This window comes from Mesorhizobium silamurunense (assembly GCF_014843825.1).
Taxonomy (GTDB): Bacteria; Pseudomonadota; Alphaproteobacteria; order Rhizobiales; family Rhizobiaceae; genus Mesorhizobium; species Mesorhizobium silamurunense.
The window spans coordinates 25,384-32,308 of sequence record NZ_JHQR01000137.1; the positions used below are offsets into that span (position 1 = coordinate 25,384).

The 6,925-nt window shown below is 64.6% G+C and carries 8 protein-coding genes; 1 reads left to right on the forward strand and 7 read right to left on the reverse strand.

Going from position 1 to position 6,925, the window contains the following annotated elements; all coding sequences use genetic code 11:
* Positions 1-14 precede the first annotated feature (14 nt).
* The 5 genes from DH10_RS15815 to DH10_RS15835 all read right to left on the reverse strand — a co-directional run bounded on the left by DH10_RS15815 (position 15) and on the right by DH10_RS15835 (position 3,369).
* The gene (locus DH10_RS15815) at positions 15-434 is read right to left on the reverse strand and encodes an MAPEG family protein (protein WP_192257023.1); all 420 of its coding nucleotides are present in this window, start codon (positions 432-434) and stop codon (positions 15-17) included.
* Between the two features lie 11 nt (positions 435-445).
* Positions 446-991, reverse strand: a complete 546-nt coding sequence (locus DH10_RS15820) for a hypothetical protein (protein WP_246506612.1) — start codon at positions 989-991, stop codon at positions 446-448.
* Positions 992-1,034: 43 nt separating this feature from the next.
* A complete protein-coding gene (gene guaB / locus DH10_RS15825; protein WP_192257025.1) occupies positions 1,035-2,537 on the reverse strand; it encodes an IMP dehydrogenase in 1,503 nt (500 codons plus the stop codon).
* A 140-nt stretch (positions 2,538-2,677) separates the two neighbouring features.
* Entirely contained in the window at positions 2,678-3,127 is a 450-nt protein-coding gene (locus tag DH10_RS15830; RefSeq protein WP_192257027.1) for a PIN domain-containing protein, read from the reverse strand.
* Complete coding sequence (locus DH10_RS15835; RefSeq protein WP_192257029.1) at positions 3,124-3,369, reverse strand: type II toxin-antitoxin system Phd/YefM family antitoxin; 246 nt, start codon at positions 3,367-3,369, stop codon at positions 3,124-3,126. Before DH10_RS15835 ends, DH10_RS15830 begins: the two co-directional genes overlap by 4 nt.
* A 214-nt stretch (positions 3,370-3,583) precedes the next feature.
* On the opposite strand from DH10_RS15835, the gene DH10_RS15840 reads away from it, so the two are divergent.
* The gene (locus DH10_RS15840) at positions 3,584-5,005 is read left to right on the forward strand and encodes an MFS transporter (protein WP_192257031.1); all 1,422 of its coding nucleotides are present in this window, start codon (positions 3,584-3,586) and stop codon (positions 5,003-5,005) included.
* Positions 5,006-5,138: 133 nt separating this feature from the next.
* Here DH10_RS15840 and DH10_RS15845 read toward each other — a convergent pair whose 3' ends face one another.
* On the reverse strand, positions 5,139-5,834 hold the full coding sequence (locus tag DH10_RS15845) for an RlmE family RNA methyltransferase (protein ID WP_192257032.1): 696 nt from the start codon (positions 5,832-5,834) through the stop codon (positions 5,139-5,141).
* Positions 5,835-5,888: 54 nt separating this feature from the next.
* A partial coding sequence (locus DH10_RS15850) for a Ppx/GppA phosphatase family protein (protein ID WP_192384954.1) occupies positions 5,889-6,925 on the reverse strand: 1,037 nt, incomplete at its 5' end.

Here is a 6,925-nt window from a genome sequence, read left to right on the forward strand (position 1 = left end):
AGGAAAGGCGAGACTCACACTGCCCCAAGCAGGTGCAGCGCGAACCAGATCCAGGCGACGAGAAGCACGAAAGCGCCAAGGAAGAAGGTTCGGCTGCGGTGCAGCACATAGTTTCTGCTGAGATGCACCCAGGCGTGAACATAGCGCGTGACGATGAACAGCCACATCAGCGCCAGCGTCAGGTAATTCACGCCATTGGTGACAAACAGCGCCAGGCAGAGCACGTGAAACAGAACCGGCAGCTCGAACCGGTTGATCAAATTGTTGGCGACGGTGACGCTCGAGGCCGGCTCGGTCGAGCGGACCTTGTACTGGCTGATCTTGGCTTCGCCGGACTTCACGGCCAAATAGCGCCGCTTCAGCATCACCAGATAGACGATGTAGACCAGGAGCACATGCGCCAGCATAGGCCAGAAGATGGCGGTCTGGTTCATCCCCTGCCCGCTCAGCGCCGTTGCACTGCCAGCGCGAACACCGCGACGACTACGACCGGAATGGCCAGTAGCGCGAACTTGGTCACGGTCAGCGACGAGGCGAAGGACAGCGAATCGGGATTGGCCAACTGGAAATCGGACAGCAGCCGCGCAATTGCGAAGTTCTGCGCGTAATCGGCGACTGTGTAAGGCAGAACCAGCACCAACGCCGTCAGCGCCTGCAATTGGGCAGGCATGGTGCGGAAATTGCGCAGCCGCCGGCCAAAGGCCAGGATCAGGCTGAGCAAGGTGAGCGAGAGCAACGCCGGGAACAGCAGATCGAAAGTCAGATAGTGCCAGACGATGATGATCTCGCCGCCGCGCCGGCCAAGGGCCGTCAGCCATGCCATGCCTTCATCGGGCGTGAAGCCGGTGACACGCATGTCGAGCGAGGGGAGCCCGCCGCTCAGCCGGCGGAAATAGAAAAACTCGAGCGCCGTCATGGCGATGAAGATCGCGGCGCAAGCGACGGAGAGCGCCGCCGCATGACGCGACAGGCGCAACACCGTCACGGTCAAGCCACGCCACAAGCCCGGGCGATCCGGCCGCTCGTCGGCCTGATCAAATTCCGCCCGGATAGTTCGGGCTTTCGCGGGTGATCGTGACGTCATGGGCGTGGCTTTCACGAAGTCCGGCGTTTGATATGCGCACAAAGGTGGCGCGTTCCCGGAACTCGGCAAGATCGCGTCCACCGACATAACCCATAGCGGCTTTCAGGCCGCCTGCAAGCTGGTGCAGCACGCCAGCCACAGGTCCTTTGTAGGGAACCTGCCCTTCAATGCCCTCCGGAACCAGTTTCAGGGTGTCGCGGACCTCGGCCTGGAAGTAGCGGTCGGCCGAGCCGCGCGCCATCGCGCCGACCGAGCCCATGCCGCGATAGGCCTTGAAGGAGCGGCCCTGGTGCAGATAGACCTCGCCCGGGCTTTCGTCGGTGCCGGCAAGCAGCGAGCCGATCATGGCGGCACTTGCACCGGCGGCGAGCGCCTTTGCGAGATCGCCCGAATATTTGATGCCGCCGTCGGCGATCACGCTCACGCCAGACTTCTCAGCCATCTCGACCGCCGACATGATCGCGGATAGCTGCGGCACGCCGACACCGGCGACGATGCGGGTGGTGCAGATCGAGCCCGGGCCGATGCCGACCTTGACGGCGTCGGCGCCGGCATCGATCAGCGCCTGCGTGCCTTCGGCGGTGGCGACATTGCCGGCCAGGATGCGCACGGAATTGGAGAGCTTCTTGGCCCGCGTCACCGCATCCAGCACGCGCTGCGAATGGCCGTGCGCGGTGTCGATGACCAGAAGGTCTACGCCGGCGTCGATCAGGCGTTCGGCGCGCTCGAAGCCGTCGTCGCCGACGCTGGTGGCGGCCGCGGCGCGCAGGCGCCCCTGCGCGTCCTTGGTGGCGTGCGGGTTGAGCTGCGACTTCTCGATGTCCTTGACGGTGATCAGGCCGACGCAATTGCCCTTCCGGTCGACCACCACCAGCTTTTCGATGCGGTGCTTATGCAGGAGGCGTTTCGCTTCGTCCTGGTCGACATTCTCTTTCACCGTGATCAAGTTCTCACGGGTCATCAGCTCGTAGACCTTCTGCGACGGATCGGAGGCGAAGCGTACGTCGCGGTTGGTGAGGATGCCGACCAGCCGGCCGACGGTGTGGCCGCCGGTGCCGCCATTTTCCACCACCGGAATGCCGGAAATGCCATGCGCGCGCATCAGCCCCAGCGCGTCGGCCAGCGTCGCGTCGGGGCCGATGGTGACGGGATTGACCACCATGCCCGACTCGAATTTCTTCACCTGCCGGACCTGCTCGGCCTGCTCTGCCGGCGAGAAATTGCGGTGGATGACGCCGATGCCGCCGGCCTGCGCCATGGCGATCGCCAGCCTCGCTTCGGTAACGGTGTCCATGGCGGCCGACAGGATCGGCGTGTTGAGATCGATGTCGCCGGCGATGCGGGTGCGGATGTCGGTCTGGCCGGGCATCACCTCGGAATGGCCGGGCTGCAACAGCACGTCGTCAAAGGTCAGCGCCAACGTGCCGGTGGACGTCTCGATGATTTTTGCCATGGCCAGTCCTTTTGAATGCGGAAAAGGCGCTGGGCCGAAATGGCCAGCGCCGACTCTCATCTTCCCTTTCAGGATTGGCGCTGGCTGGTAACACGTCCTGCTGCGGTTGAAAAGCCGATCGTTGCGAGACGCTTCAGGTTCTATTCCGCACCCAGGAGAGCATCCAGCAAAGCATGACGCGGCGATGCAAAAGGATTGACGACGGTTACACCGCCCCAGGTGAAGCCGTCCTGCAGGTCTTCCGACAGGAGCAGCCGGCAACCTGTGTGCGAAGCAGCGGAGAGAGTGACAGCATCCCAGATGCCGAAGCGATGGTCCGCTGCAAGATCGACAGCCGTCATCATCACGTCCGGCGTCGTTCCAGCAACCGGGAAGGCGTCGCTCCAGCCAAGCAACGCATCCCGAGCTTCCTGAGGCGACCTTCCGGCTTTGCGGACGAGAACATTGAACAGTTCGCCCAGCACCTGGACCGGAATAATGGCGGCCTCTGGTGGAAGGTTGTGCAGCAGTTCGAGAACGACGTCGCGTTTCTCCATATTATTGACGCCCTCCGCACAGGCAAGGACGTTGGTGTCGATCGCGACCTTCACCGATCGTCCTCATAAAGCTCGTCGCGGGTCCAGCGTCCGGCATCGACGATCGGCTGCCGTTCGAGCCGCGACAGCAATGCCGCGCGCGAGCGGGAGGCTACGCCCTCGTGCTTGTCCGCAGGCACGATCCGCGCCACCGGCCGCCCATGGCTGGTCACGACGTAGCTGTGGCCCTCCCGTACCTCACGCAGGATATGGGAGAATCTGCGATTGGCATCGGCTGCCGAAACGGCTTCGTCCATGATTGCACCTGCCTGTAGTTATTTTCACTACAATAGTGATGCGTCCGAATTTAGCAAGCCATTTGCCGGGTCGTGACGGCCACCAATGGTTGCGGTCGCACAAAAGTGACAGCAATTTAATGCGACATCCGGGCCTGTGCGTGATAACCGCCCGGGCGTGCCGGCTTGCCCCCAGCCGGGCCCCAGAATCGCGAAGACAACTCAGGGCGCTCCCTTGAACCGCATCATCCCGCTCATCCTGGCGGTCGCACTTTTCATGGAGAACATGGATTCGACCGTGATTGCGACCTCGCTGCCGGCGATCGCCATCGATATCCACACCAGCCCGATCGCGCTGAAGCTGGCGCTGACGGCCTATCTGGTGTCGCTGGCGATCTTCATTCCGATCAGCGGCTGGATGGCGGACCGGTTCGGCGCCAAGAACGTGTTTCGCGCCGCGATCGCCGTCTTCATCGCCGGCTCGGTTGCCTGCGCCTTTGCCTATTCGCTGCCGGCCTTCGTGGTGTCGCGCTTCCTGCAAGGCATTGGCGGCGCCATGATGACGCCGGTCGGGCGCCTGGTGCTGGTGCGCGCCACGCCGAAGAACGAGCTTGTCGCGGCGATGTCGTGGCTGACGGTGCCGGCACTGGTCGGGCCGCTGGTCGGACCGCCGATCGGCGGTTTCATCACCACCTATTTCACCTGGCACTGGATTTTTCTCATCAACGTCCCGATCGGACTCGTCGGGATCTGGCTCGCGACACGCTATCTGCCGGAAACAGGGCCGACCGAAACACCGCCGCTCGACTTCCCCGGCTTCGTGCTGAGTGGGCTAGCGGCTTCCGGAATCGTCTTCGGCCTCTCCGTCGTCAGCCTGCCCGCTCTGCCGCCGATCGCCGGCTTCATCACGGTTGCCGTCGGCCTGGTTTCGGGCGTGCTTTACCTCCTGCATGCGCGGCGCGCCAAAAACCCGCTGCTGGCGCTGGAGCTGTTCCGCAACCAGGTGTTCTGTTCCTCCGTGCTCGGCGGCTCGCTGTTCCGCATCGGCATCGGCGCTGTGCCGTTCCTCCTGCCGCTGATGTTCCAGATCGGCTTCGGCCTGACGCCGTTCCAGTCCGGCATGATCACCTTCGTCTCGGCGATCGGTGCCATCGGCATGAAGTTCGTCACGGCGTTGCTCTTCAGGCTCGCCGGGTTCCGCCGGGTGCTGATTTGCGGTTCGCTGATCGCCGCCGGCTCGATCGCCATCTATGGCCTCTTCACCCCCGAAACACCCTATGCGCTGATGCTCGCGATCCTGCTGGTCGGCGGCTTCATCCGTTCGATGTTCTTCACCGGCGTCAACGCACTCTCCTATGCCGAGATTTCCGCCGCCGACACCAGCAAGGCGACGCCGATCACCGCTGTCTTCCAGCAGCTTTCGATCGCGCTCGGCGTGGCGCTGGCCGGCGGAATACTGGAGGTGTCGACCTCGATCCATGGCGGGCCGCTGACGCTGAGCGACTTCCACATCGCCTTCTTCATCGTCGCGGCCGTCTCGGCGATCGCCTCGCTGACCTTCATGCGGCTGGCGCCCGATGCCGGCAACGCCGTTTCCGGACATGGCAGGCTGACGACGCCGAAGGCGCTGGAGACGGTGGGGACGGCGGGGAAGTAGGCGCCCTTCCCTTCTTCCCCTTGTGGGAAAAGGTGGATCGGCGCGCAGCGCGTTGGAGTTCCCTGGAGCCCCCCTCATCCGACCGAGCTTCGCTCGGCCACCTTCTCCCACAAGAAGGGGAGAAGGAAAGGTGCTACCCCTTAAAATCCTTCGCCAGCAGGTAAAGCTCCACCGATTCATCCCGCGAAGCTGGCGGCTTGACGTGGTGGACCGAGCGGAAGTTCTGCTTCAGCCGAGACAAGAGCTCGTTCTCGGCGCCGCCCTGAAAAGTCTTGGCGAGGAAATGCCCGCCGGGCTTCAAGACCTGCAGCGCGAAATCGGCGGCGACCTCGCATAGGTGCATGGTGCGCAGATGGTCGGTGCGACGGTGGCCAGTGGTGGGAGCCGCCATGTCCGACAGCACGACATCGGGCTGGCCGCCGAGCGCTTCGGACAGCTTCTGCGGCGCCTCCGGGTCGAGGAAATCCATCAGCAGCACAGGCGCGCCCGGCACCGCGTCCATCTCGAGATAATCGATGCCGACGACATGCGGGTTCTCGGCCGTCGACCTGGTGCGCGCCGCCGCCACCTGGCACCAGCCGCCGGGAGCGGCACCCAAATCGATCACCTTCATGCCGGGCCTGAGCAGATGGTGCTTGTCGTCGATCTCGATCAGCTTGTAAGCGGCGCGCGAGCGGTAGCCGTCGGCCTTGGAGCGCTGCACGTAGGGATCGTTCATATGGCGCTCGAGCCAGCGGCGCGAGGATTCCTTCAGGCCGCTCTTCTTCTTGATCCTGGTCTTGAGCACGCGCATGCCGGCCGAGCCAGGCTTTTCAGGCTTCTTGCTCATGGCCGTTCTCTCTTGAGCACGATCTCTTCCAAAACCGGCTTCCACTTTTTGGGATCATGCTCTGCGCCAGGCGCCGTCATCGGCCATCAGCTCGCTCAAAATCCCCTCGCGCAAGCCGCGGTCGGCGACGCGGAGCCGCTCAGATGGCCACACGCCGCGGATCGCTTCCAGGATAGCACAGCCGGCAAGCACCAGGTCGGCGCGATCGGCGCCGATGCAGGGATTGGCGACGCGCTGCTGGAAATCCCAGCCGATCAGTTTTTCCACCATCCGGTCGACGCTCTGACGGTCCATCCACAGCCCGTCGACGCGGCGGCGGTCGTAGCGCTCGAGATCGAGATGGACGCCGGCCAGCGTCGTCACCGTGCCGGAGGTGCCGAGCAGGTGGAACTGGGGGCTGGCCAGCACATGCGCGAGCCGGTCGCGCCCGTCGAACGCCTTGAGCCGCACCGCAACGTCGTCGACCATGGCGGTGAAGGTTTCGCGCGTCACCGTGCGGCCGCCGAAGCGCTCGGCGAGCGAGACGACACCCACGGGAAGCGAGGTCCAGGAGACGATGTGGTTGGCGAGCCGCGGCGAGCGCTGGCCGCGCGTGAGATCGATCAGCGCGATCTCGGACGAGCCACCGCCGATGTCGAACAGCACCACGCCGCGCGTATCGCGCTCGACCAGCGAGCCGCAGCCGGAGACGGCCAGGCGGGCCTCGGTCTGGCGGTCGATGATCTCCAGTTTCAGCCCTGCCTCACGCTCGACGCGTTCGAGGAACTCGACGCCGTTTTCGGCGGAGCGGCAGGCCTCGGTGGCGATCAGCCTTGCCTTCCTGATCTTGCGGTTGCGCAGCTTCTCGCCGCAGATCTTGAGCGCCTCGACGGCGCGATCCATGGCGGCCTGGCCGAGCCGCCCGCTGGCGGAGAGCCCCTCACCCAGCCTGACGATGCGGGAAAAGGCATCGATGACGCGGAATTGGCCGTGCCGGCCAGGCACGGCGACGAGCAGCCGGCAATTGTTGGTGCCGAGATCGAGCGCGGCGAACACGGGCAGCTCCTGCTGCGGACGCCGCGGCACGCTCGAAACCGGCGGCTGCGGCATCG

Excerpts from the sequence above, each read along its gene's own strand:
- DH10_RS15815 (WP_192257023.1), bottom strand. The coding sequence starts at position 434 with ATGAACCAGACCGCCATCTTCTGGCCTATGCTGGCGCATGTGCTCCTG.
- guaB (WP_192257025.1), bottom strand. The coding sequence starts at position 2,537 with ATGGCAAAAATCATCGAGACGTCCACCGGCACGTTGGCGCTGACCTTT.
- DH10_RS15835 (WP_192257029.1), bottom strand. The coding sequence starts at position 3,369 with ATGGACGAAGCCGTTTCGGCAGCCGATGCCAATCGCAGATTCTCCCAT.
- DH10_RS15845 (WP_192257032.1), bottom strand. The coding sequence starts at position 5,834 with ATGAGCAAGAAGCCTGAAAAGCCTGGCTCGGCCGGCATGCGCGTGCTC.